This window comes from Cupriavidus oxalaticus (assembly GCF_016894385.1).
In the GTDB taxonomy this organism is placed as follows: domain Bacteria; phylum Pseudomonadota; class Gammaproteobacteria; order Burkholderiales; family Burkholderiaceae; genus Cupriavidus; species Cupriavidus oxalaticus.
This window is the reverse complement of the sequence record NZ_CP069812.1, coordinates 3,471,532-3,494,676: the sequence shown is the minus strand read 5'-3', so window position 1 is coordinate 3,494,676 and position 23,145 is coordinate 3,471,532. Positions and strand designations below refer to the sequence as shown.

20 protein-coding genes and 1 tRNA gene are annotated in these 23,145 nt (G+C 66.8%); 17 read left to right on the top strand and 4 right to left on the bottom strand.

Annotation, left to right across the window (positions count from 1 at the left end; translation table 11 throughout):
* The first annotated feature begins 22 nt into the window (after nucleotides 1-22).
* The 4 genes from JTE92_RS28510 to JTE92_RS28495 all read left to right on the top strand — a co-directional run bounded on the left by JTE92_RS28510 (nucleotide 23) and on the right by JTE92_RS28495 (nucleotide 2,273).
* Entirely contained in the window at nucleotides 23-766 is a 744-nt protein-coding gene (locus JTE92_RS28510) for a cytochrome c1 (RefSeq protein WP_063241214.1), read from the top strand.
* A 221-nt stretch (nucleotides 767-987) separates the two neighbouring features.
* Complete coding sequence (locus tag JTE92_RS28505; protein WP_010812311.1) at nucleotides 988-1,599, top strand: glutathione S-transferase N-terminal domain-containing protein; 612 nt, start codon at nucleotides 988-990, stop codon at nucleotides 1,597-1,599.
* 57 nt (nucleotides 1,600-1,656) lie between these two features.
* Nucleotides 1,657-2,145 carry a ClpXP protease specificity-enhancing factor gene (locus JTE92_RS28500; protein ID WP_063241213.1) on the top strand — a complete coding sequence of 163 codons (489 nt, stop codon included), beginning with the start codon at nucleotides 1,657-1,659 and terminating at the stop codon, nucleotides 2,143-2,145.
* Between the two features lie 52 nt (nucleotides 2,146-2,197).
* Nucleotides 2,198-2,273: transfer RNA gene (locus JTE92_RS28495), tRNA-Thr, on the top strand.
* 125 nt (nucleotides 2,274-2,398) lie between these two features.
* On the opposite strand, the gene JTE92_RS28490 is transcribed toward JTE92_RS28495, so the two are convergent.
* Entirely contained in the window at nucleotides 2,399-3,136 is a 738-nt protein-coding gene (locus JTE92_RS28490; RefSeq protein ID WP_063241212.1) for a FadR/GntR family transcriptional regulator, read from the bottom strand.
* Nucleotides 3,137-3,438: 302 nt separating this feature from the next.
* Here JTE92_RS28490 and JTE92_RS28485 point away from each other — a divergent pair, with 302 nt between their 5' ends.
* The 13 genes from JTE92_RS28485 (at nucleotide 3,439) to JTE92_RS28425 (ending at nucleotide 17,978) form a co-directional block, all read left to right on the top strand.
* Nucleotides 3,439-4,686, top strand: a complete 1,248-nt coding sequence (locus JTE92_RS28485) for a branched-chain amino acid ABC transporter substrate-binding protein (protein ID WP_063241211.1) — start codon at nucleotides 3,439-3,441, stop codon at nucleotides 4,684-4,686.
* Nucleotides 4,687-4,940: 254 nt separating this feature from the next.
* Nucleotides 4,941-5,882, top strand: coding sequence for a branched-chain amino acid ABC transporter permease (locus JTE92_RS28480; protein WP_063241210.1), 942 nt, complete (start codon nucleotides 4,941-4,943; stop codon nucleotides 5,880-5,882).
* Nucleotides 5,883-5,884: 2 nt separating this feature from the next.
* The gene (locus JTE92_RS28475; RefSeq protein WP_063241209.1) at nucleotides 5,885-7,174 is read left to right on the top strand and encodes a branched-chain amino acid ABC transporter permease; all 1,290 of its coding nucleotides are present in this window, start codon (nucleotides 5,885-5,887) and stop codon (nucleotides 7,172-7,174) included.
* Nucleotides 7,171-7,929, top strand: coding sequence for an ABC transporter ATP-binding protein (locus tag JTE92_RS28470; RefSeq protein WP_063241208.1), 759 nt, complete (start codon nucleotides 7,171-7,173; stop codon nucleotides 7,927-7,929). The genes JTE92_RS28475 and JTE92_RS28470 overlap by 4 nt, the downstream gene beginning before the upstream one ends.
* Complete coding sequence (locus JTE92_RS28465; protein WP_063241207.1) at nucleotides 7,926-8,642, top strand: ABC transporter ATP-binding protein; 717 nt, start codon at nucleotides 7,926-7,928, stop codon at nucleotides 8,640-8,642. Before JTE92_RS28470 ends, JTE92_RS28465 begins: the two co-directional genes overlap by 4 nt.
* A complete protein-coding gene (locus JTE92_RS28460; protein WP_063241206.1) occupies nucleotides 8,639-9,463 on the top strand; it encodes an SDR family NAD(P)-dependent oxidoreductase in 825 nt (274 codons plus the stop codon). Before JTE92_RS28465 ends, JTE92_RS28460 begins: the two co-directional genes overlap by 4 nt.
* A gap of 72 nt (nucleotides 9,464-9,535) precedes the next feature.
* Nucleotides 9,536-11,725, top strand: coding sequence for an alpha-ketoacid dehydrogenase subunit alpha/beta (locus JTE92_RS28455; protein ID WP_063241205.1), 2,190 nt, complete (start codon nucleotides 9,536-9,538; stop codon nucleotides 11,723-11,725).
* Nucleotides 11,726-11,742: 17 nt separating this feature from the next.
* Nucleotides 11,743-12,231 (top strand): VOC family protein, encoded by a 489-nt coding sequence (locus JTE92_RS28450; protein WP_063241282.1) that lies wholly within the window; start codon nucleotides 11,743-11,745, stop codon nucleotides 12,229-12,231.
* Entirely contained in the window at nucleotides 12,231-13,496 is a 1,266-nt protein-coding gene (locus JTE92_RS28445) for a pyruvate dehydrogenase complex dihydrolipoamide acetyltransferase (RefSeq protein WP_063241204.1), read from the top strand. The genes JTE92_RS28450 and JTE92_RS28445 overlap by 1 nt, the downstream gene beginning before the upstream one ends.
* 10 nt (nucleotides 13,497-13,506) lie before the next feature.
* Nucleotides 13,507-14,898 (top strand): dihydrolipoyl dehydrogenase, encoded by a 1,392-nt coding sequence (gene lpdA / locus JTE92_RS28440; protein WP_063241203.1) that lies wholly within the window; start codon nucleotides 13,507-13,509, stop codon nucleotides 14,896-14,898.
* A 35-nt stretch (nucleotides 14,899-14,933) separates the two neighbouring features.
* Nucleotides 14,934-15,671: an SDR family NAD(P)-dependent oxidoreductase gene (locus JTE92_RS28435; RefSeq protein WP_063241202.1), complete on the top strand. Its 738-nt coding sequence runs from the start codon at nucleotides 14,934-14,936 to the stop codon at nucleotides 15,669-15,671.
* A 25-nt stretch (nucleotides 15,672-15,696) separates the two neighbouring features.
* Entirely contained in the window at nucleotides 15,697-17,145 is a 1,449-nt protein-coding gene (gabD, locus tag JTE92_RS28430) for an NADP-dependent succinate-semialdehyde dehydrogenase (protein ID WP_116386827.1), read from the top strand.
* 2 nt (nucleotides 17,146-17,147) lie between these two features.
* Nucleotides 17,148-17,978: a shikimate dehydrogenase family protein gene (locus JTE92_RS28425; protein WP_063241592.1), complete on the top strand. Its 831-nt coding sequence runs from the start codon at nucleotides 17,148-17,150 to the stop codon at nucleotides 17,976-17,978.
* A gap of 25 nt (nucleotides 17,979-18,003) precedes the next feature.
* On the opposite strand, the gene JTE92_RS28420 is transcribed toward JTE92_RS28425, so the two are convergent.
* The 3 genes from JTE92_RS28420 to manD form a co-directional block, all read right to left on the bottom strand.
* Entirely contained in the window at nucleotides 18,004-19,833 is a 1,830-nt protein-coding gene (locus JTE92_RS28420) for a DEAD/DEAH box helicase (protein ID WP_084254795.1), read from the bottom strand.
* Nucleotides 19,834-20,534: 701 nt separating this feature from the next.
* A complete protein-coding gene (locus tag JTE92_RS28415; protein WP_063241593.1) occupies nucleotides 20,535-21,569 on the bottom strand; it encodes a Zn-dependent oxidoreductase in 1,035 nt (344 codons plus the stop codon).
* Between the two features lie 136 nt (nucleotides 21,570-21,705).
* Complete coding sequence (manD, locus tag JTE92_RS28410) at nucleotides 21,706-22,914, bottom strand: D-mannonate dehydratase ManD (protein WP_063241594.1); 1,209 nt, start codon at nucleotides 22,912-22,914, stop codon at nucleotides 21,706-21,708.
* Between the last annotated feature and the right edge of the window lie 231 nt (nucleotides 22,915-23,145).

The following is a 23,145-nucleotide window of genomic DNA, read 5'->3' as shown; positions in this document are numbered from 1 at the left end:
GACAAGAGCACAAGGACACAAGATGAAAAAGCTGCTTTCGATCATCGCGCTGGCCGGCGCCTGCTTTACCGGCGCGCCCGCCATGGCTGCAGAGGGAAGCTTCCCGCTGGAGCCGGCACCGGTGAACACTGCCGACCTGTCGTCGCTGCAGCGCGGCGCCAAGCTGTTCGTCAACTACTGCCTGAACTGCCACGGCGCTTCGATGATGCGCTACAACCGGCTCAAGGACATTGGCCTCACTGACGACCAGATCCGCCAGAACCTGCTGTTCACCGCGGACAAGGTTGGCGAGACCATGACCATCGCCATGCAGCCGAAGGAAGCCAAGGCCTTCTTCGGTGCGCAGCCGCCGGACCTGTCGGTGATTGCGCGTGCGCGCGGTGACGACTGGCTCTATACCTACCTGCGCACCTTCTACCGCGACGACAGCCGCGCCACCGGCTGGAACAACCTGGTGTTCCCGAGCGTCGGCATGCCGCACGTGCTGTGGGAACTGCAGGGCCAGCGCGCCGCCAAGTTCACGGAAGTGGAAGAGCATGGCGAGAAGGTGCACAAGTTCGCCGGCTTCGAGCAACTGAGTCCGGGCAAGATGAGCAAGGTCGAATATGACCAGGCCACCGCAGACCTGGTCAGCTTCCTGGACTGGATGGCGGAGCCCGCGCAGAACCACCGCAAGCGCCTTGGCGTGTGGGTGCTGCTGTTCCTGGGCATGTTCACCGTCTTTGCGTGGCGCCTGAACGCGGCCTACTGGAAGGATGTGAAGTAAGTCTTGCTGGCGGCAGCCCGGAGGAGGGCAGCCACGCCAAAGGCCAGATGCCGACGTTGCGAAAGCAGCATCGCTCTGGCCTTTTCTATTGCACCGGGGTGACTCAACATGCCTTGTTGAGTGGATTAATTGCCACTTATTTGCTTTTCGGTATCCGCTTTTGGCAGAATGGCAGACCTTACCGTCCGACCCAGCTCCGGCTAAGCCCAAGGAATCCAACCATGATGGTGTTGTATTCGGGTACGACTTGCCCGTTTTCCCAACGTTGCCGCCTTGTCCTGTTCGAAAAGGGCATGGATTTTGAAATCCGCGACGTCGACCTGTTCAACAAGCCCGAAGATATTTCGGTGATGAACCCCTACGGCCAGGTGCCCATCCTGGTCGAGCGCGACCTCATCCTGTATGAGTCGAACATCATCAACGAATACATCGACGAGCGCTTCCCGCATCCCCAGCTGATGCCGGCCGATCCGGTCCAGCGCGCCCGCGCCCGACTGTTCCTGTTCAACTTCGAAAAGGAACTGTTCACGCACGTGTACACGCTCGAGAACGAAAAAGGCAAGGCTGCGGAGAAGAACCACGAACGCGCCCGCGCCGCGATCCGCGACCGTTTGACGCAGCTCGCGCCGATCTTCGTCAAGAACAAGTACATGCTGGGCGAAGAATTCTCGATGCTCGACGTCGCCATCGCGCCGCTGCTGTGGCGCCTGGACCACTACGGCATCGAACTGTCGAAGAACGCCGCACCGCTGCTGAAGTATGCTGAACGCATTTTCAGCCGTCCCGCGTACATCGAAGCGCTCACCCCTTCCGAGAAGGTGATGCGCCGCTAATCGGCACCGGCCCGACGGCAACTGCCCTCGGGCCATCACGGCGCCACTGGAAGCACAATGCCTGAAACCTCCACCAAGCCTTACCTGATCCGCGCCATTTATGAGTGGTGCACGGACAACGGCTTCACGCCGTACATCGCCGTGTTCGTCGACGCCAACACCAACGTGCCGCGCGAGTTCGTCAAGAACAACGAGATCGTGCTGAACGTGAGCTTCGACGCCACCAGCGGCCTGGATATGGGCAACGAGTGGATCACCTTCAGCGCCCGCTTCGGCGGTGTCTCGCGCAAGATCGACGTCCCCGTCGAGAACGTGCTGGCCATCTACGCCCGCGAGAACGGGCAGGGCATGGCCTTCCCGGTCGAGCGCAGCCTGCCGGAAACGCAGGCTGCCACCGAACGCGAAAACAACCCGCCGCCCAAGCTGGCGCCGGTGGAAGCCGAAACCCCGGCTACCACAACCGACTCCGGCCCGGACGACGACGAAACGCCGCCTCCGGTGCCTCGCATCGGCGGCAAGAAGCCTGCGTTGAAGGTGGTGAAGTAAGCCATCCCAAAGTGGGCCGCGATGCAGTAGAATCGCGGTCTGCACCAAACATGCCGGCTTAGCTCATCAGGTAGAGCAGTTGATTTGTAATCATCAGGTGGCGGGTTCGAGTCCTGCAGCCGGCACCAGATAAAAAAACGGGCTACGCGTCAAACGCGTAGCCCGTTTTGTTTTTGCCATACCTTGGCCCAGGCCATGCCGACGGCCTGTTCGCCAGCCGCCGCGGTCGCACCATGACCGCGCCGTGACCGCTTCAACCCTTCAGGTACATGTTCAGCCGTTCCGCCGCATTGCGCAGGTGGGTCTCAGCGGCTTCCGCCGCGCGCGCGGGATCGCCGGCGGCGATGGCGTCATAGATGGCCTTGTGCTCCTGCTGCACGGCCTCGATCAGGTCGGCATGCTGCGCCTTGGTGTTGCTGCGCGCCTGCCGGATGACCCGCCTCGCACCGTGTTCGAGGTGCTCCGACAGGGCCCTGAAATGCGGGTTGTGGGTGGCGTCCACGATCGCCTGGTGGAAGGCATAGTCTTCCTCGTCGCCAAGCCGGTCGTTGGCGATCTCGTACTCCATGCCGATCAGCGCGCGCTTGATGCGCTTGAGGTCTTCCGGCGAGCGGCGCATGGCGGCGAACCGGGTCGCCGCCACCTCGATCGTTACCAGCAGCTCCATCACCATGGCCAGCGAGTCCTTCTCGTCGATGGTGACGTCCTGCATCCGGAAGGCCTGCTTCTGGCTGCGCTCGGTGACGAACACGCCGCTGCCGGCCCGTGACGACACCAGCCCCTCGCTCTTGAGTTGCGAGAGGGCTTCGCGCACCACCGCGCGGCTGCACGAGAACTGCTCGCACAGGTCGCGCTCGCTGGGCAGCCGGTCGCCGACGGCGAACTCGCCGGCCTGGATGGCTTGCGTGAGCCGCGACGCGATCTCGTCAGGCAGGTGTTTTGGCTCCGGGTAGAACGATGTCCCTTCCGCGCGCTTGGGTGTCTTCAGCAACTGGGCAGATCCCCTCGACGTCATCTTTCTTCCCCCTCGGACGGGCGCTTGATGCCTGGCATGGCTCGGTGTGTGTTTAACTGGTCTTACAGGTTAATGTAGCATGCCCGGCGCACGACTTCGCTGGAACTTGCCCGGAAATTGCCGGCCCCGTGGAAACCCTAGATCCGCCGATACGACATTGACGACGCCCGCTGGACTCCCTATATTTCACTGGTCTGACCAATTATAAAAGTGGTCGAGCCAATCTGAGGGGCTCGATCCAGGCCAGTTCCGCCAGACCATCACAACAGGAGACAACCATGAGCGGTAGCCGTTTTCTCAGTCGTCTTGTCGCATGCGCAGCCCTCTCGCTGCTGACGGGTGCCGCCTACGCGGCGCCGGTCAAGATCGCCATCGTGGAGACGCTGTCGGGCCCGCAGGCTTCGACCGGCCTGATGTTCCGCACCGCGGCGCGCTATGCGATCGACAAGGTCAATGCCGCCGGGGGCTGGAACGGCGAACCGCTGCAACTGGTGGAGTACGACAACCAGGGTGGCCCTGCCGGCGCCGCCGACAAGCTCAAGGCCGCCATTGCCGACGGCGTGCAGATCGTGGTCCAGGGCGCGTCGTCCGCGGTCTCGGGCCAGCTGACCGAGGACGTGCGCAAGTACAACCTGCGCAACCCGGGCAAGGAAATCCTGTTCCTCAATGTCGGCGGCGAAGCGCTGGAGCTGACTGGCGAGAAGTGCCACTTCTACCATTTCAAGTTCGCCACCAATGCCGAGATCCGCGTCAAGGCGCTGGTCGGCGCGATGAAGCCGCTCAACGCGCTCGGCACGCGCGTGTACTCCATCAACCAGAACTATTCCTGGGGCATGGACATGGAGAAGGCGATCGCCGGCGATGCGGCCGCGGGCGGCTACCAGGTGGTGGAGAAGACGCTGCACGACGTCAACAAGGTGCAGGATTTTTCGCCTTACGTGGCCAAGATCGCCGCGACCAAGGCCGATACCGCGATGACCGGCAACTGGTCGAACGACTTGCTGCTGCTGATGAAGTCGACCAAGGCGGCTGGCCTCAAGACCCGCTTCGCCACGGTGTTCCTGGACCAGCCGGGCAATCTCGGCAATGCCGGCGACGTGGCGCTCGGCCACTATGTCGCCCATCCGTTCAACGCGGAAGCGGGCGGTGCCGAGGGCGAGAAGTTCGCCAGCGATTTCAAGGCCAAGGCAGGGCACTTGCCCGCCTATGTCGAGCCGCAGGCGGTGTTCGGCATCGAGATGCTGGGCCAGGCCCTGAAGACGGTCAGGCCCGAGAACGGCAAGCTCAACATCACCGCGCTGGCCAAGTCGCTGGAGAAGGCCACGCTCAAGGGGCCGCTGGGTGAACTGAGCATGCGCGCCGACGACCACCAGGTGCTGTTGCCGATGGTGGTGTCGGTGGTCAGCAAGGAGGCCCGGTTCAAGGTGGACGGCACCGACATGGGCTTCAAGCCGGTGAAGACCTTCTCCGCCGCGGAAGCCGCCACGCCGCCGCAGGCCAGCTGCAAGATGCAGCGCCCGGCCTAAGTCTCTATCGAGCTTTCCCTAATTCGCGACAGCGCCAAAACACCACCGTCATTCCCGCGCAGGCGGGAATCCAGCGTCGCTTGAAGTCACTGGGTTCCCGCCTGCGCGGGAACGACGAGCAAGAAACGTTGTGGTGAATTTCGGGAACCTCAATAGGCCTCTTCCCCGCGTTCGCGGCCCGTACGGGCCGCACCCGTCACGCGCACAGGCTGGTCCCGGCGCGCGGCGGCCCGGCTCGTTCCCAGGAAACGCACATGGAATACTTCATCGTCTCGCTGCTCAACGGCGCCATCTACGGCTTGCTGCTGTTCATGGTCTCCGCCGGCCTGACGCTCATCTTCGGCATGATGGGCGTGCTCAACTTTGCCCATGCCTCGTTCTACATGCTGGGCGCCTACCTTGCCTTCATGCTGCAGGGCGTGATCGGCTTCTGGTTCGCGATCGTGGTGTCGCCGCTGCTGGTGGGGCTGGTCGGCGTGGCCGTGGAGCGCTTTTTCCTGCGCCGCGTCCATCACCACGGCCATGCGCACGAACTGCTGCTCACCTTCGGCCTGTCGTTCATCATCGCCGAGCTGGTCAAGCTGTTCTTCGGCAACTTCCCGGTCGACTACCGGGTGCCCGCGTCGCTGGATTTCGCCGCGTTCCACGTGGGCGCGTCCGCCTACCCGTTCTACCGTGTCTTCATGGGCATCGTGGCCATCGCGATGTTCGTGGTCATCTACCTGCTGCTGACCCGCACGCGCGTCGGCATCGTGGTGCGCTCGGCCATCTACAAGCCGCGCATGGCCGAGGCGCTGGGCCACAACGTGCCGCTGGTGTTCATGGGCGTGTTCGGCATCGGCGCGGCGCTGGCCGGCCTGGCCGGGGCGGTGGCGGGCGCCTTCTATACCACCAACCCCAACATGGCGCTGGAGCTGGGCGTGCTGGTCTTCGTGGTGGTGGTGGTCGGCGGGCTCGGCTCGCTGGAGGGCGCCATGGTGGCTTCGCTGCTGATCGGCCTGATGACGGCGCTGTCGGTCGGCGTGGACCGCAGCCTGGCCGACCTGCTGGCGCTGGTGGGCGCGGGCGACTGGGCCAGGGAGGCAGGCGGGCTGCTGACCCTCAAGCTGTCCAGCCTGTCGGCGACGATCCCGTTCGCGCTGATGTTGCTGATCCTGCTGTGCCGCCCGTCCGGCCTGATGGGCGAGAAGGAGTAAGCATGCGTCATTCCCGCAATATCCTGTTGGCGCTGGCCGTCGCCGCGCTGGTTGCGGCCCCGGCGGTGCTGTCGCCGTCGCTGGTCAACGCGACCATCCAGATGCTGATCGCGGTGCTGTTCGCGATGGCCTTCAACCTGCTCAGCGGCCAGGGCGGCATGCTCTCGTTCGGCCATGCGGCGTACTTCGGCGTGGGTGCCTTTGCCACGGTCCACGCGATGAACGCCGTGGGCGGCAATGGCCTGTTGCCCACGCCGCTGCTGCCGCTGGCGGGCGGCGCGGCGGGGCTGGCCATCGGCCTGGCCGCCGGCTGGTTCGCCACCAAGCGCACCGGCGTCTACTTCGCCATGATCACGCTGGCGCTGGCCGAGCTGCTGCATGCGCTGGCACCGCACATCAAGAGCTGGTTCGGCGGCGAGGCCGGCATCTCCACCATGCGCATGCCGGCCTGGGGCCTGACCTTCGGCGACAGCCACCAGGTCTACTACCTGACGCTGGCCTGGGTGCTGCTGTCGCTGGCGCTGCTTTACCTGTACACGCTGACACCGGTCGGCCGCCTGACGCTGGGCCTGCGCGAGAACGCCAACCGGCTGCGCTTCCTGGGCTACGACGTCCATCGGCTCAGCGTGCTGGTGTTCGCCATTTCCACGACGTTCTCCGGCATTGCCGGCGGCCTGCAGGCCATCAACATGGAGGCGGCCAACTATGTCGTGTTCGAGTCGAGCGTCTCCGCGGCGGTGGTGCTCAACAGCTATATCGGCGGCGTCAAGGTTTTCCTGGGTCCCGCGCTCGGTGCGGCGCTGATGACGTTCTTCGGCTACGCGGTGTCCGACCTGACGCGCTCGTGGCTGCTGTACCAGGGCATCGTGTTCGTGCTGGTGATGCTGTTCATGCCGGCCGGCATCTCGGGCCTGCTGACCTGGTGGGTGGCGGGCAGCAAGACTTATGGCGCGCGCCGCCTGCTGCCGATCGCCGTCGCGTTCGTCGCCGCCACGCTGCTGCTGGCGGGCGGCACCGTGTTCGGCGTCGAACTGCTGCAGCGCTTCTTCTCGCAGGACTATCGCGCGCTGGCCGCGCTCAATGGTGGCGCCGGCTGGCCGCCGATCCCGCTGTTCGGCCGCGAATGGGCGCCGCTGTCGCCGCTGACGTGGCTGCCGCCCGCGGTGCTGGTGGGCGCGGGCGCATTGCTGGCGCGCCGTGCCAGCCAGCGCTGGCAGCGGCTGCGCGAGGACGCTGACACCACGGACATCGCCGCCGGCGATGCCATCGAAGCCGGGAGGAACCCCGCATGACCGCATCCCCCATCCTGTCGCTGCGCGGGCTGCGCAAGTCGTTCGGCGACGTCGACATCATCCGCGGCGTCGACCTGGACATCGTGCCGGGCGAGCGCCACGCGCTGATCGGCCCCAACGGCGCCGGCAAGTCCACGCTGTTCCACCTGATTTCCGGGCGGCTGCCGCGCACGCGTGGCGAGATCCTGCTCGGCGGCAGGCCGATCCACGGCCTCTCGCCGCAGGACATCAACCGCCGGGGCCTGGCGCGCTCGTTCCAGATCACCAATATCTTTGCCGGCCTGACCGTGTTCGAAAACCTGCGCCTGGCGCTGATGCGCCGGCACGGCCTCCAGTACACGCTGTGGAAGTTCGCCCACAAGGCGCGCGCGGTCAACGAGGAAGCCGCGCACCTGCTGGAGCAGGTGCGGCTTGCGCGCCGCGCGCAAGCGATCGCCGGGGAGCTGTCTTATTCCGAGCAGCGTTCGCTGGAAATCGCCATGACGCTGGCGTCCGATCCGCAGCTGATCATGCTCGACGAGCCCATGGCCGGCATGTCGCACGAGGAGACCAGCTACACCGCGGGGCTGATCCGCGAGGTCACGCAGGGCCGCACGCTGATGATCGTGGAGCACGACATGGACGTGGTGTTCTCGCTCAGCGACCGCATCAGCGTGCTGGTCTACGGCGAGATCGTCGCCACAGGAACCCCCGACGAAATCCGCAACAACGCCCGCGTGAAGGAAGCCTACCTGGGCGAGGAGGTCAGCGTATGAACCCCGCACCGCTGCTGTCGGTGGAAAAGCTGCACGCCCACTACGGCAAGAGCCACATCCTGCATGGCGTCGATTTCCAGGTCGGCCAGGGCGAGGTGGTGAGCCTGCTCGGCCGCAACGGCGCCGGCCGCTCGACCACGCTCAAGGCCATCATGGGGCTGGTGCCGCCCTCGGCCGGGCACATTCGCCTGCGTGGCCGCGAGCTGACCGGCGCACGCTCGTACGCCATCTGCCGCAGCGGCATCGCCTACGTGCCCGAGGAGCGCGAGGTGTTCGCCAACCTGACCGTCGACGAGAACCTGCGCATGGGCGAGCAGCACGCGCCAGAAGGCGCGCCGCAGTGGACCGTGGCGCAGATGTTCGACTACTTCCCGCGCCTCAGGGAGCGCCGCAACACCAAGGCCGGCAGCCTGTCCGGCGGCGAGCAGCAGATGCTGACGATGTGCCGCTCGCTGCTGGGCAACCCGCTGGTGATGCTGATCGACGAGCCCACCGAAGGCCTGGCACCCAAGATCGTCGCCGTGGTCGGCGAAGCCATCCGCGACATCCACCGGCGCGGCGTCTCGGTCGTGCTGGTGGAGCAGAAGCTCGCCATCGCGCTCAAGGTGTCGAGCCGCGTCTGCGTGATGGGCCACGGCCGCATCGTGTTTGAAGGCACCCCCGAACAACTGACCTCCAACCCCCAACTACTCAAGGACTGGCTCGCGGTATGAACGCCCCTTCTTTTACCGGATTTCCCGGCGCGCAACCGTTCGCCCCGGCCCGCTACCCCGGCCTGGAAGGCAAGGTGGTGCTCAACACCGGCGGCGCCAGCGGCATTGGCCGCGCCATGGCCCACGGCTTCGCGCGCCACGGCGCGCGGCTGGTGCTGCTGGACCTGGATGCCGAAGGGCTGGCCGCCACCCGGAACGAGCTCGAGGCAGCCTTCCCCGGCGTGCAGGTGCTGACCATGCAGGCGTCGATCACCGACGACGAGGCGGTCGAGCGCGCCTGCGCCGAAGTCGAGGCGCACTTTGGCCGCATCGACATCCTGCTCAACAACGCCGGCATCTCGATGAACAAGCCGTCGATCGCGCTGACGCCGGCCGAGTGGCGCCGCGCCATCGATATCGACCTCTCCGGCGTTTTCTACTGCACCCAGGCCGCCGCGCGCCGCATGATCCGCCAGAACGGCGGCGTGATCCTGAGCACGGCGTCGATGTGGGGCATGGTGTCGTCCGCCAACCGGCTGGCCTACTGCGCGGCCAAGGCCGGCGTGGTGTCGCTGACCAGGTCGCTCGCGGCCGAATGGGCGCAGCACAATATCCGCGTCAATGCCGTCTGCCCTGGCTATACGCGCACCGCGCTGACCGACTCGCTGATCGAGCGCCGCGCGCTCGACGCCGAGGCGCTGATGGCGCGCACGCCGCTGCGCCGCTTCGGTACGCCGGAGGAGATGGCCGAGGTGGCGCTGTTCCTGGCGTCGGACGCAGCCGCGTTCATCACCGGCCACGCGCTGGTCTCCGACGGCGGCTGGACGGCCGACGGCTTCTGAGCCCGGGCGGCCCCGACTCGCATGACTCGCACGACTCGCACGATCCGAACATCCCGAACCAAGGACTTTTCCATGTCTGAATGCATCGCCCTGCAACCCGGCGCCGACTGGGTCGAGTTGCGCACCACGGAGGAAGACTGGGCCGGCGCGGCCCCCGGCCTGCTGGGCACCATGCTGACCCACATGCACCTGATCCGCGGCTTTGAAGAAGCCGTGCTGGAACTGGCCGCCGAGGGCCTGGTCCATGGGCCGGCGCACTCCAGCATCGGGCAGGAGGGCGGCGCGGCGGGCTCCATCGTGGGCCTGACCGGCGCCGACCAGGTCAACGGCTCGCACCGCGGCCACCACCAGTTCCTGTCCAAGGCGCTCGGCTACCTGGCGCCGAAGGGGCTGGATCCGGATGCGCCGTTCACCGCCGGCGTGCAGACGCTGCTGCAGCGCACGCTGGCGGAGATCCTCGGGCTGGCACAGGGCTTCTGCAAGGGCCGCGGCGGCTCGATGCACCTGCAGTGGGCCGAGGCCGGCGCGCTGGGCACCAACGCCATCGTCGGCGGCGGCGTGCCGCTGGCGGCGGGCGCGGCCTGGGCGCATAAGCATGCCGGCACCGACGCGGTGGCGGTGACCTACTTCGGCGACGGCGCGGTCAACATCGGCTCGGTGCTGGAGACGATGAACCTGGCCGCCGCGTGGAAGCTGCCGTTGTGCTTCTTCATCGAGAACAACGGCTACGCGGTCTCCACCACCGTGGCGGAGTCGACCGCCGAGCCGCGCCTGTCGGCGCGCGGGCTGGGCTTCGGCATCCGCAGCTGGAAGGTCGACGGCATGGACCCGCTGGCCGTGCACCTGGCGATGCAGCAGGCGCTGGCCCATATGCGCGCCGGCCACGGCCCGGCCGTGATCGAGGCGGACGTGTATCGCTTCTTCCACCAGAACGGCCCGTTCCCGGGCAGTGCGTTCGGCTATCGCAGCAAGGAGGAGGAGCAGCAGTGGCGCGCGCGCGACCCGCTCGAGCTGCTGGCGCACCGCATGCAGGCGCGCGGCCTGGTCACGGCGGAGCAGGTGCAGGCCCTGCGCGAGCGCGTCAGGGCCGCGATGCAGGCCGCCATGGCGGCGCTGACGCAGCCCGACCCGTCCGGCAAGCCGGGCAAGCGCATCATCCGCCCGGAACTATGGCCGAGCCCAGACTTCCGCGACGTGGGCATCCGCAGCGAGCTGAACGAGCTGGAAGGGCTGCGCTATGAAGCGCAGGAGACCTTCACCGGCATGCTCGACACGCGCAAGTTCGTCGACGTGGTGGCCGACGTGATGGGCCGGCGCATGGAAACCGACCCCACGGTGGTGGTCATGGGCGAGGATGTCCATCGGCTCAAGGGCGGCACCAACGGCGCCACGCGCGGGCTGCGCGACCGCTTTCCCGAGCGCGTGCTTGGCACGCCGATCAGCGAGAACGCCTTTGTCGGCCTGGGCGGCGGCGTGGCGCTGGACGGCCGCTTCAAGCCGGTGGTGGAGTTCATGTACCCCGATTTCATGTGGGTGGCCGCCGACCAGGTCTTCAACCAGGTCGGCAAGGCCCGCCACATGTTCGGCGGCGAGAGCGACGTGCCGCTGGTGCTGCGCACCAAGGTGGCAATGGGCACCGGCTACGGCTCGCAGCATTCGATGGACCCGGCCGGCATCTTCGCGACCAATCCGGGCTGGCGCATCGTGGCGCCGTCGAACCCGTTCGACTATGTGGGGCTGATGAACACCGCGCTGGCCTGCAAGGACCCGGTGCTGGTGATCGAGCATGTGGATCTGTACAACAGCTCGGCGCTCGGCCCGGTGGACGACCTGGATTACCACCTCCCGCTGGGCAAGGCCGCGGTGCGGCGCCAGGGCGGCGAGGTCACGGTCATCACCTACCTGTCGATGGTCGGCCATACGCTGGAAGCGGTGGAAAAGACCGGCGTCGATGCCGAGGTGATCGACCTGCGCTGGCTCGACCGCGCCAGCCTGGACTGGGAAACCATTGAAGCCAGCATCCGCAAGACCAACAATGTGCTGATCGTGGAGCAGGGCGCGCGCGGGACGTCCTACGGCGGCTGGCTTGCCGACGAACTCCAGCGGCGCTGCTTCGACTGGCTGGACCAGCCCGTGCAGCGCGTCACCGGCGCGGAAGCGGCACCGAGCATCTCCAAGGTGCTTGAGCGGGCGGCGGCGGCGCGCACCGAAGAAGTCATCGACGGCCTGCGCCACGTGATGCGCGAGAAAGGCCAGGCCTGAACCGGGGAATCATGGAAATGAAGATGAACATGGTGGTACCACTCGAAGTCGGCATCGCGGTCCGTGATCTGCCCCGCATGCGCCGCTTCTACGAAGACGTGCTGGGCTTCACCTTCGTCAGCGAGGTGGTGGTGCCGGCGGAGAAGTCGGCGCAGGCCGCGATGCATGCGCAGGGCTATACCGTCGTGCGCCTGCAGACCCCGTACGGCGAGCGCATCAAGCTGCTGGCGCCGCAGCGGCCGCCCGCCGCCGAGCCGGTGACGGCGTATATCCTGGACAAGGCCAATGCGTCGTACCTGACCTTCATCGTCGACGACATCCAGGCCGTGGTCGATGCGCTGGTGGCGCAGGGCGTGGAATTCATGACCGGTCCGCGCCGCATCGAAGTCCGCCCGGGCACCTACCTGGCGTTCTGCCGGGATCCGGAGGGCAACGTGCTGGAGATCGTCCAGTACTCGGATATCGCCGGCTATCGTCCCGACCTGCTTGCGAAGGGAGATGCCTGATGGCCATCCTGCTGCGCATGCCCGAGGTGGCTGCCAATGCCACCCACGCCACCCTGCAGGCCTGGACCCGGCAGGAAGGCGACAAGATTGCCGTGGGCGACTGCATTGCCGAGATCGAGACCGACAAGGCGATCGTCGAACTCAATGCCGACACCGCCGGCACGCTCGGCCGGATGCTGGTCCGCGCCGGTCAGGAGGTGGAGGTCGGCGCGCCGATCGGCGTGCTGCTGGTCAATGGCGAGACGCACGCGGATATCGATGCGCTGCTCGCTGCGTCCGGCGGCATCGCGGTGCCTGAATCGCAGCCGTTGGCACAGGAGCCCGCAGTGCCTGTAGCGCCCCTGGCCTCGGAACCCGCCACCGCACCAGCCCGCATCTTCGCGAGCCCGCTGGCACGGCGGCTGGCCGCGCAACGCGGGCTCGATCTCGCCACGCTGGCGGGCAGCGGCCCGAACGGGCGGATTGTCAGGCGCGACGTGGAGGCGGCCCGGGCTGAGGCGCTCACCGCGACTCCCGCCGCAACCCCCATCGCGACCCCGGCGCCGGCCGCCGCCAGGCCGGCACCGGTGCGGAATGCCGGCACCGACGATTTCATCGAGATTCCGCACAGCAATATGCGGCGGACCATTGCGCGCCGGCTGGCGGAGAGCAAGTCCACTATCCCGCATTTCTATCTGTCGGTGGATTGCCGGATGGACCGGCTGCTGGCGCTGCGCGCCGAGATCAACGCCGGCGCCGCGCGCAAGATCTCCGTCAACGACTTCGTGGTGCGCGCGGTGGCCGTGGCGCTGCGCGAGGTGCCGGAAGCCAACGTGGCATGGACCGATACCGCGATGCGCCAGTTCCGCAGCGCCGACATCGCCGTGGCCGTGTCCACCGACACCGGTCTGATCACGCCGATCGTACGCGCGGCCGACAGCAAGCCGCTGTCGGTGATCAGCGCGGAGATCGCTGAACTGGCGGCCCGCGCGCGCGCGGGCCAGCTGCGCCCGGACGAGTACCAGGGCGGCAGCTTCAGCGTCAGCAACCTTGGCATGCATGGCGTGGCCGAGTTTTCCGCCATCATCAATCCGCCAGAGGCGGCCATCCTGGCGGTGGGGGTCACGCAGCCGATGCCGGTGGTGCGCGACGGCCAGGTCGAGGTGGCCCAGGTCATGCGCTGCACGCTGTCGGTCGATCATCGCGCCATCGACGGCGCGCTGGCGGCGAAGTGGCTGGCCGCGTTCCGGCGCCTGCTGGAAAACCCGCTGGCGATGCTGGTCTGAAGGAGGCGCGATGACATCTTCGTTCGATTTGGCCATTGTCGGCGGCGGGCCCGGCGGCTACGTGGCCGCCATCCGCGCCGCGCAACTGGGCATGCGCACTGCCGTGATCGAGAAGGCCGCGCTCGGCGGCATCTGCCTGAACTGGGGCTGCATCCCGACCAAGGCGCTGCTGCGCTCGGCCGACGTGCTGCGGCTGGTGAAGGACGCCGCGGCTTATGGCGTCGCCGTGGCCGAGCCCCGCGCGGATGTCCCGGCCATGGTGGCGCGTTCGCGCGCGGTCGCGGCGCAGCTCAACAAGGGCGTGGCGCACCTGATGAAGAAGCATGGCGTCACGGTGCTCAACGGCCATGGGCGGCTGGCGGGTCAGGGTCGGCTCCAGGTAAGCACGGCAGACGGCCAGGCCAGCATCATTGGTGCCGGCCATATCGTCCTTGCCACCGGGGCCCGCGCGCGGCCGCTGCCGCAATTGCCGGTCGACGGCAGCACCGTCTGGAGCTACCGCGAGGCGCTGGCGCCGCCGTCGATCCCGCGCCGCATGCTGATCGTGGGCGCGGGGGCGATCGGCGTCGAGTTCGCGAGCTTCTATCACGCGGTGGGCGTGCAGGTGACTCTGGTCGAGATGGCCGAGCGCATCCTGCCGACGGAGGATGCGGAGATTGCCGCGCAGGTGGCGAGCCAGCTCCGGCGCGACGGTATCGCCATCCACGCCGGCACGCGCGTGGAAGGGGCCCGGCGCGGTGCGTCCGGGTGGACGGTGACGCTGGCCGGCGGCGCATCCGCGCAGCTTGAGACCGACGTGGTGCTGGTCGCGGCCGGCATCGTCGGCAATGTCGAGGAGCTCGGGCTGGAAGGCACAGGGGTCCGGGTGGAGCGCACGCATATCGTCACGGACGGGTTTGGCCGCACCGGCGAGCCGGGCATCTACGCCATCGGCGACGTGGCCGGCCCGCCGTGGCTCGCGCACAAGGCCAGCCATGAAGGCGTGATCTGCGTCGAGAACATCGCCGGCCTGCAGCCGCACCCGCTCGACCCGCGCCGGATTCCGGCATGCACCTACAGCCATCCGCAGGTGGCCAGCATCGGCCTGACCGAAGCGCAGGCGATCGCGGCGGGCCACCGCGTGCGCGTCGGCAGGTTCCCGTTCTCGGCCAACGGCAAGGCCATCGCGATGGGCGCGACGGCCGGCCTGGCCAAGGTGGTGTTCGACGAAGGCAGCGGCGAGCTGCTGGGCGCCCACATGGTGGGCGACGAGGTGACCGAGATGATCCAGGGCTACGGCATTGCGCAGGCGCTGGAGACCACCGAGGCCGAACTGATGTCCGCCGTGCTGCCGCACCCGACCCTGTCCGAGGCGATGCACGAGGCTGTGCTGGACGCCTACGGCCGCGCCCTGCATATCTGAACCGAAACGACCAAACGACCGCATGGAGACACCGCATGTCTGACTTTGCATCGCGCACGCTGCTGCTGACCGGCGCCAACGGGGGGATCGGCCGCGAGGTCGCACGCCTGTTCCACGCCGGCGGCGCCAACCTGGTGCTGACCGACCTGGATGCGGACGGCCTGGCCGGCTTCGCGCAGACGCTTGGCGACCCGGACCGCATCGCCACGATGCGCATGGACGCCGCCAGCCCGGACGACAGCGCGCGCGCCGTGGCCACGGCGGTGGAGCGCTTTGGCGGCATCGATTTCCTGGTGCCGTCCGCCGGCCTGTACCGGGCCCAGCCCGTCGCATCGATGACCGACGACCAGTGGCGCCAGACGCTTGGCATCAACCTGGACGGCGTCTTCTACCTGGTCCGCCGCGCGATGCCGGCCTTGCGCGAGGACAGCGCCATCGTCAACCTGACGTCGGTGGCGGCGCACCGCGGGGCCTACAGCAATGCCCACTATGCGGCCTCCAAAGGAGCGCTGTTGAGCCTTACGCGCAGCTTGGCGCGTGAACTGGGGCCGCGTACCCGTGTCAATGCGGTGTCGCCTGGCATCATCGAGACGCCGATGACGACCGAACTGGTGCGCACACGCGGTGCCGAATCGGTGGAACAGACGCCGCTGCGGCGGCTCGGCCACCCGCGCGAAGTCGCCAGCGCGATCGCTTTCCTGTGCAGCGGCGCCGCCAGCTTCATCACGGGCGAAGTGCTGCACGTCAACGGCGGCCTCTATATGGCCGGCTGATACGGCCCAACCCATCACACCGACTATGCTGAACCTGCAAGATTCCTCGCTGCTGCGGCAGCAGTGCTATATCGACGGCCGCTGGATCGATGGCGAGCGCCGCATCGACGTGACCAACCCCGCCACCGGCGAACGCGTCGGCCAGGTGCCGCAGCTGGGCGCCGACGAGACCCGCCAGGCCATTGAAGCCGCCAACCGCGCGCTGCCCGCCTGGCGCGCGCGCACCGCCAAGGAACGCTCGGCGCTGCTGCGCAAGTGGTTCGAGCTGATCCTGGCCAACCAGGAAGACCTGGCACGCATTATGACCGCCGAGCAGGGCAAGCCGATTGCCGAGGCGCGCGGCGAGATCGCCTACGCCGCGTCGTTCATCGAATGGTTCGCCGAGGAAGGCAAGCGCGTCTACGGCGATACCATTCCCGCGCCGGTCAGCAGCCAGCGCATCGTCGTGACCAAGGAGCCGGTCGGTGTCTGCGCCGCCATCACGCCGTGGAACTTCCCCGCGGCGATGATCACGCGCAAGGCCGGCCCGGCGCTGGCGGTCGGCTGCACCATGGTGCTCAAGCCCGCGTCGCAGACGCCGCTGACCGCACTGGCGCTGGTGGCGCTGGCCGAGCGTGCCGGCATCCCGGCCGGCGTGCTGTCGGTGGTGACCGGCTCGGCCAGTGCCATCGGCGGCGAGATGAGCGGCAACCCGCTGGTGCGCAAGCTGACCTTCACCGGCTCGACCGAAGTGGGCCGCGTGCTGATGGCGCAGACCGCGTCGACCATCAAGAAGGTGTCGATGGAGTTGGGCGGCAACGCGCCCTTCATCGTGTTCGACGATGCCGACCTCGACGCCGCGGTGGAAGGCGCGATCGTGTCGAAGTACCGCAACGCCGGCCAGACCTGCGTCTGCGCCAACCGCATCTATGTACAGGCGGGCGTGTATGACGCCTTTGCGCAGAAGCTGGTGGCAGCGGTCGCGGCGCTCAAGGTCGGCAATGGCATGGAGGATGGCGTGCGCATCGGCCCGCTGATCGACGACAAGGCGGTGACCAAGGTGGAGGAGCACATCGCCGACGCCGTCGGCAAGGGCGCGCGCGTGCTGCATGGCGGCCAGCGCCACGCGCTCGGCCATTCGTTCTTCCAGCCGACCGTGCTGGCCGATGTCGCGCCCGGCATGCTGGTCGCGCGCGAGGAGACCTTCGGCCCGCTGGCGCCGCTGTTCCGCTTCGACACCGAGGATGAGGTCGTGGCCATGGCCAACGATACCGAGTTCGGCCTGGCCAGCTACTTCTATGCGCGCGACCTGGGCCGGGTCTGGCGCGTGTCCGAAAGGCTGGAATATGGCATGGTCGGCGTGAATACCGGCCTGATCTCGAATGAAGTGGCGCCCTTCGGCGGCGTCAAGCAGTCCGGCGTGGGCCGCGAGGGCTCGCACTACGGCATCGAGGATTACCTGGTGATCAAGTACACCTGCATGGCGGGGATCTGAGCATGCACATCGACGGCAATACCCAGTTGGTCGGCATCATCGCCGACCCCATCGCCCAGGTGCGCACGCCGCAGCTGTTCAATGCCTCGGTGTCGCGCCAGGGCCTGAATGCGGTGTGCGTGCCGTTCCACGTCGCGCCCCAGCAGTTGCGCGTGCTGCTCGACAGTCTCCCGGCGATGAAGAACCTGGCCGGCATGGTAGTGACCGTGCCGCACAAGGAAGCCGTCGTGGCGGCGTGCGCCGAGCTGACGGAGACCGCCCGCCTGGTCGGATCGGTCAACGCGCTGCGCTATGACCGTGACCGTCGCATCTGGGTCGGTGGCAACTTCGACGGCGACGGCTTCGTCGCCGGCCTGCGCGAGCGCGGCCACGCACTGGCGGGCAAGCGCGTCCTGCAGGTCGGGGCCGGCGGCGCCGGCAAGGCCATGGCCTTCGCCATCGCGCGGGAGCGGCCAGCGGAACTGGTGATCCACAATCGCTCCGCCGGGAAGGGGGCGCAACTGGTGGAGCGCTTGCGCGCCGCGCTGCCCGATGCGGCGATCCGCGCCGGTAGCGACGACCCGGCCGGCTTCGACGTGGTGGTCAACGCCACGTCGCTCGGCCTGCGCGATGACGATGCACTGCCGTTGCCGGCAGAGCGCCTGGCGCCCGGCACGCTGGTCTGCGAGGCTGTCGTGCGGGATCCGGAAACCGCGCTGCTGGCCGCGGCGCGCGCGCAAGGCTGCAACATCCATCACGGGCAGTGGATGCTGTATGGACAGATCGTGGAGATCGCGCGCTTTCTTGGGGTGCCGCTTGAGGCCGCAAGCGTGGAGCGGACGTTAGGGCCGTAAGGCCTGTCGGGGAGCCGGGCGCAGACTACTGCTGTGCCGCGATGGCTTCCTTCAGCTTTCCGGAAAAGCGCGAGCCATCCCGGAAGGTCATGACCAACTGACGGGTTGCCCGCGTCATGGCCACATACAACAGCCGCGCCTCTTCCTCGTCCGTCTCATCGTTCTTGTGCGGCATGCCCGTCGCCGGAATGCAGACCAGCGGGAACTCCAGCCCCTTGCTGCTATGCAGCGTGACCACCTTGACGCTGTCCGCCCCGGGTGTGAAGCGCTTGCTGATCTGCGGGCATTCGAACGGCACGCCTTGGCGTGTCAGCGCGCTGGTGACGTGCCCGGCGGTGTCCCAATGCCGGTACAGCACCGCCATGTCCGACCACGGCGTTCCCGCACGGTTTTCGTCGACCAGGATCTGGGCGATACGGTCGGCCTCTGCCTGCTCGGTTGGCAACTCGATCAGCAATGGCTTGCCGCCGCGGCGGCCGGCGCCGATCGGCTGTACCGTAGGCGCCTCGTCTTCGGCGGCATCCCTGGGCCGCAGCAATTCCTCTGCAAACGCGCGAGCAACGGACAGGATTTCCTGGGTATTGCGGTAGTTCAGCTTCAGAATGGTGGTCCGGCCGCGCGCCTGGATGCCCACGCTGGCGAAGTTCATCCGCTGCTTCTTGCCCCCGCCATAGATGGACTGGGCGTCGTCATAGAGCACCAGCAGCGAATTGCTTTCCGGATTGACCATCTGCACCACCAGCTTGAACCACTCCGGCCGGAAATCGTGGCCTTCGTCGATCAGCACGGCGTCGTACTGGCCTGCGGGGATTGCCTTCCGGTCTACGCCCTGGATAACGCGATTCACCATGTCTTCGAACAGCGCATCGCTGGGGCGGCCCTTCGGGCGTTCGATGTTGTAGGCGTCCAGCTGCCGCGAGCACCATGCATGGAAGTTGTGAACGTGGACCTTCTCTTCAATGCCCTTCTCAACCATCGTTGCGGCCAGCTTGGCGGCGAGGGTCTTGTTGTAGCAAAGCACCAGCACCGGCCGCGTGACGATCTTTGCCAGGTGCTCGGCACGGTAGCCGAGGATCATCGTCTTGCCTGAGCCGGCGACGCCGTGGATGACCCGGTGGCCCTCGCCGAGGCTGCGTGCCAGCTGCTCCTGCTGGAGGTCCATGACGCGCAGGATGTCGGGCATGTCCAGCGGCTCGGATACCTGCTCGGGGAACAGCGAGCGCTGCTCCGGCATGCGGATCTGCGGAAACAGGTGCCAGCGAATGCGGTCGATCTGCGGCAAGGAGAGCTTGAAGGTGAACTTGACCGGGAACATCTCCCACAGACGCTGCTGGAACTGTTCGGCGTCGCCTTCCTTGTGCATCTCGTCCTGGCAAATCACCAGGTGTGGCGGCAGCACCTCGCCAAGGTTGGTCTTGTCAAACTGGGCGCGCGAGATATTGGACAGGACGACGCCGCAGCCATAAGGAAAGAACGGCTTGCCCTTCAGCGATCCGGTCGGCCAGACCAGCTGCGGGTCGCGTTGCAGCAGGTCGGTGACATAGAACATGTAGTTTCGGGCTTGCTGGAGCGGATTCATCTCCCGCACCAGCCCGCGATCCGTCAGCAGGGTGACGTCGCGCTGATCGATTTCCCGGATCGTATCCAGCCGCCAGTCCTTGACCTCCAGCACCAGCAATCCCCGGCTGGGATGGAAGACGATGAAATCGGGATGCCTGGTCTTTTCGCCGATGGCGACGTCATACCAACAGAGGTAGTCGTCTTCCAGCTTTGCCTCCAGGCGCTCGGCGAAGCGCCGCTCACCACTGGTCATGCGCGAAGTGACCGAACCCAGCGCGGGAATCAGCGTGGCCATGCCTTTTTGCTCTTATTACCCGTTCAGAAGCTGCGCTGGATGTGTTTGCTGTCGCGGACCCGGTGCGACATCGGCCAGGCAGGGTCGTGATGCGGCCATTGTAGGCAAAAATCGGTATTAGTGGATATTTCGGTGGTTTTGGCGTTTTTTTGCGGAGCGCGATCGCCTGGCCATGTGTGTGGCCAATTGATATTGGGGGGGCGGTCGGCAGTGGATCAGCGCGGGTGGGGCTTCGTCCCGCGTCGATGTCGCTGGTTTGCTCCCCTCTCTCGCTTGCGGGAGAGGGGCCGGGGGTGAGGGCCGGCGCTGGTCAAGCACGGCGCCTCACTTTGTGGAAGCTCCCACCCTCCTCCCACTGTGCGGGGGAGATCAATGCACGCCTGCACGTGCCGGCTTGCTTGCCAGTCACCAACGGTTGTCGTCCCCGCGAAGGCGGGGACCCAGTGGCTTGTTGTCCCCCTGCGGGGGACTTCAAAGACGCTGGATTCCCGCCTGCGCGGGAATGACGGTGGCATTTGATTCTTTGGTGGTACTAATAAAATCAAAAGATTAGCGCGGGTTCCTGGGTAGGGGAGCGATTGCCTGGGGCGATGGCCATTGCAGGCGATTCCGTATATCGCACGCTTGGAGCAACGAACTCCAGCTTGTGCGCCAGCCCTCGAGATAGCGGTGTGTGGCCTTCCTTGAACGTTGGCAGCCTGTCAGGCAGCCTCCCCAAAGTCGAGCAATATCTTGCAGCTCTCGCTCGGATTGCGTTCGGCAAGTTCGAAGGCCTCGGCGACATCGCGGAAATCCATCCGGTGCGTGACGATGCGCCCGGGATCGATCAGCCCGCGGGAGATCCAGTCGATCACGGTGGGAAACATCCCGCAGTTCAGGCGCGAGGCATAGAGCGTCAGTTCCTTCCGGGTCAGCTCCTGTTGCGGGATGGCCGATGGCGTCGCGGAGAGGCCCAGTATGCCGATGCGTCCTGCCGGCGCGGCAATGCGCACCGCTTCCTCCAGGATCGATGGGTGGCAGACCGCGTCGTAGATCAATGTCGGGCCGCTTGCCGCGCCGCGTTTCGCAAGGGCCGGCTCGATGGCTTCGCGAGAGGTATTGATGACCTCGTCCGCGTCGGCGCCGCATTGGCGTGCCAGCGCAAGGCGCTCGTCGACGTGGTCGGTGATGAAGGCGCGTATGCCGTGCACGCGCTTGAGCACCTGCAGCAGGTTGAGGCCGATGGGACCGGCGCCGTAGATCAAGGCAATGTCTTCGCACAGCACGCCGGTGCGGTGCGTAATGTTGGCGGCGACGGCGAACGGCTCGATCACCGCTGCACCCGGTGCCGGAAGGCCAGCTGGCACCGCATAGGCATTGCACGCCGGCACGCAGGTGTATTCGCTGAAACCGCCATCGCGATGCACGCCGATCACCTGCAGGCGGCTGCAGACGTTGCGCCGTCCGATGCGGCAGGCGTGGCACTCGCCGCAGCTGATGACCGGATCCACCACGACGCGTTCGCCGATGCGATGCTGGCCGACGCCCGCGCCGACGGCGTCGATGTCGCCCACGAACTCATGGCCGATGACGCGCGGATAGGCCGCGAAGGGATTCTTGCCGTGGAAGATATGCAGGTCGGAGCCGCAGATGCCAGCGTAGCGCACGCGCAGGCGGATTTCGCCGGGGGCAGGGTGGGGGACGGGCCGTTTGCGCACGGCCATGCTGTGAGGTTCGTCGACGATGATGCTCAGCATGCCGGGTGCCTGTGGGTTGGGAGGATGTCGTGGCTTGGGTGTCGTGGAGGCCTTCGCTATTGCGGGCGCCGGCCCTCACCCCCGCCCCTCTCCCGCAAGCGGGAGAAGGGAGAAAACCGGCAGGTGTTGGAGGGGGCTACCAGTTCCACATCGAACCGTCGCGAAGCCGTGCCACCGGCAGGTAGGCGCGTTCATAGGGATACCGGGCGGCCAGCGCCTCGTCGATCTCGACCCCAAGCCCAGGCACCTCATCCATGACCAGATAGCCGTCCTCAAAGCGATAGTTGTGCGGGAACACTTCGTCGGTCAGCGCGTTGTGCGGCATCAGTTCCTGGATGCCGAAGTTCGGCGCCCACAGCCCGAAGTTGACCGCCGCCGCCATGCATACCGGCGACAGGTCGGTGGCGCCGTGGAAGCCGGTGCGTACCTGGTGCATCGCGGCGAAGTCCGCAATGCGCCGCACATGCGTGATGCCGCCGGCATGGACGATGGTGGTGCGGATGAAGTCGATCAGCTGGTTGCCGATCAGGTCCTTGCAATCCCAGATCGAATTGAAGACTTCTCCTACCGCCAGCGGCGTGGTGGTGTGCTGGCGGATCAGGCGGAAGGCGTCCTGGTCCTCGGCCGGCGTGGCGTCTTCCAGCCAGAACAGGCTGAACGGCTCGAGTGCCTTGCCAAGGCGGGCGGCTTCGATCGGTGTCAGCCGGTGGTGCGCGTCATGCAGCAGGTGCGGCTCGAAGCCGATGGCATCGCGCACCTTGCGGAACAACTCCGGCGTGTGGCGCAGGTAGAGGGCGGTGTCCCACGGCTCTTCCGGCGGGAGACCCTTCTCCGCGGGTTCATAGTGGCCGGGCTGCTTGCCGACGCCATAGACCTTTGAGAGTCCCGGCACGCCGGACTGCACACGGATTGCCTTGAAGCCCTCCGCGATATGCCGGTGGACGGCATCGACGGCTTCCTCGTGATCGCGGCCGTTGGCGTGCCCGTAGACCAGCAGCCGTTGCCGGCTCTTGCCGCCCAGCAGTTGGTACACCGGCATGTTCGCCAGCTTGCCGAGGATATCCCACAGCGCCATGTCGATCGCGGCGATCGCGGTCATCGTGACGGGCCCGCGCCGCCAGTAGGCGCCGCGATACAGGTATTGCCAGATGTCTTCGATGCAGCGCGGGTCGCGGCCGATCAGGCAGGGAATGACATGCGCATCGAGGTAGGCGCTGACCGCAAGCTCGCGGCCGTTGAGCGTGGCATCGCCTAGTCCGTAGACGCCCTGGTCCGTCATCACCTTGACCGTGACAAAGTTGCGGCCCGGACAGGTGACGATGGTTTGTATCCGTTCGATCTTCAAGACGTGCTCCGGCGGTTGCGCGCTTCCGCCGCTGCGTCATCGCATACGGGGGCACGCATGGGTCTGGCGGCATGGGAACGATGCGAAGCAGGTTACCTCGCGAAGGCACGGGCGGATACGAGCGGATTCTGCAGCCGGAAAGCGCACGGGCTGCACAAATCTTGCGAAACGGCTGCACGTCTGCAGCATTCCCCAATGGTACGTTTTGCCATGGTCCACAGCATGGATGTC

Bases quoted from the DNA above. Each gene is read 5' to 3' on its own strand.
- JTE92_RS28510 (WP_063241214.1), top strand. From the start codon at position 23: ATGAAAAAGCTGCTTTCGATCATCGCGCTGGCCGGCGCCTGCTTTACC.
- JTE92_RS28505 (WP_010812311.1), top strand. From the start codon at position 988: ATGATGGTGTTGTATTCGGGTACGACTTGCCCGTTTTCCCAACGTTGC.
- JTE92_RS28500 (WP_063241213.1), top strand. From the start codon at position 1,657: ATGCCTGAAACCTCCACCAAGCCTTACCTGATCCGCGCCATTTATGAG.
- JTE92_RS28485 (WP_063241211.1), top strand. From the start codon at position 3,439: ATGAGCGGTAGCCGTTTTCTCAGTCGTCTTGTCGCATGCGCAGCCCTC.
- JTE92_RS28480 (WP_063241210.1), top strand. From the start codon at position 4,941: ATGGAATACTTCATCGTCTCGCTGCTCAACGGCGCCATCTACGGCTTG.
- JTE92_RS28475 (WP_063241209.1), top strand. From the start codon at position 5,885: ATGCGTCATTCCCGCAATATCCTGTTGGCGCTGGCCGTCGCCGCGCTG.
- JTE92_RS28470 (WP_063241208.1), top strand. From the start codon at position 7,171: ATGACCGCATCCCCCATCCTGTCGCTGCGCGGGCTGCGCAAGTCGTTC.
- JTE92_RS28465 (WP_063241207.1), top strand. From the start codon at position 7,926: ATGAACCCCGCACCGCTGCTGTCGGTGGAAAAGCTGCACGCCCACTAC.
- JTE92_RS28460 (WP_063241206.1), top strand. From the start codon at position 8,639: ATGAACGCCCCTTCTTTTACCGGATTTCCCGGCGCGCAACCGTTCGCC.
- JTE92_RS28455 (WP_063241205.1), top strand. From the start codon at position 9,536: ATGTCTGAATGCATCGCCCTGCAACCCGGCGCCGACTGGGTCGAGTTG.
- JTE92_RS28450 (WP_063241282.1), top strand. From the start codon at position 11,743: ATGAAGATGAACATGGTGGTACCACTCGAAGTCGGCATCGCGGTCCGT.
- JTE92_RS28445 (WP_063241204.1), top strand. From the start codon at position 12,231: ATGGCCATCCTGCTGCGCATGCCCGAGGTGGCTGCCAATGCCACCCAC.
- lpdA (WP_063241203.1), top strand. From the start codon at position 13,507: ATGACATCTTCGTTCGATTTGGCCATTGTCGGCGGCGGGCCCGGCGGC.
- JTE92_RS28435 (WP_063241202.1), top strand. From the start codon at position 14,934: ATGTCTGACTTTGCATCGCGCACGCTGCTGCTGACCGGCGCCAACGGG.
- gabD (WP_116386827.1), top strand. From the start codon at position 15,697: ATGCTGAACCTGCAAGATTCCTCGCTGCTGCGGCAGCAGTGCTATATC.
- JTE92_RS28425 (WP_063241592.1), top strand. From the start codon at position 17,148: ATGCACATCGACGGCAATACCCAGTTGGTCGGCATCATCGCCGACCCC.
- JTE92_RS28420 (WP_084254795.1), bottom strand. From the start codon at position 19,833: ATGGCCACGCTGATTCCCGCGCTGGGTTCGGTCACTTCGCGCATGACC.
- JTE92_RS28415 (WP_063241593.1), bottom strand. From the start codon at position 21,569: ATGCTGAGCATCATCGTCGACGAACCTCACAGCATGGCCGTGCGCAAA.